The 551-nt window shown below is 62.4% G+C and carries 1 protein-coding gene; it reads left to right on the top strand.

Going from position 1 to position 551, the window contains the following annotated elements:
* The coding region (locus tag SGR01S_RS23515) for an autotransporter outer membrane beta-barrel domain-containing protein (RefSeq protein ID WP_156479099.1) at positions 1-551 on the top strand (551 nt) is incomplete at both ends.

Here is a 551-nt window from a genome sequence, read left to right as displayed (position 1 = left end):
TGGCGGTGTACGGCGGCAAACAGTTCGGTGAACTGGCGCTGCGTGCCGGTGGTGGCTACACCTGGCACCGCTTCGATACGTCACGTTCGGTCAATTACGGCATGCAGTCAGATCGGGAAACCGCGAAATACAGTGCGCGCACCGAGCAGGTGTTTGCCGAAGCGGGTTACAGCGTGAAGGCCGGTTGGGCCAATCTGGAGCCGTTCGCCAACCTGGCGTACATCAACTTCCAGAACAACGGTATCGCGGAAGACGGCGGGGCTGCGGTGCTACACGGCGACAAACAGCACACCGACGCCACCGTATCGACGCTGGGGCTGCGTGCGGATACCGAGTGGCAGGCGAGCAAAACCACCACCGTGGCGCTGCGCAGCGAACTGGGCTGGCAGCATCAGTACGGCGATCTGGATCGTGGTACCGGGTTGCGCTTCAACGGCGGCAATTCTCCGTTTGTGGTGAACAGCGTGTCGGCCTCGCGTGACGGTGCGGTGCTGAAGGCCAGTGCGGAAGTGGCGGTGAACAAGAATGCCACGCTGTCATTGGGCTACGGC

The sequence above is a fragment of the Serratia grimesii NBRC 13537 genome (assembly GCF_001590905.1).
Taxonomy (GTDB): Bacteria; Pseudomonadota; Gammaproteobacteria; order Enterobacterales; family Enterobacteriaceae; genus Serratia; species Serratia grimesii.
The sequence above is the reverse complement of the archived record's forward strand: the minus strand, read 5'-3'. Positions and strand labels throughout refer to the sequence as shown.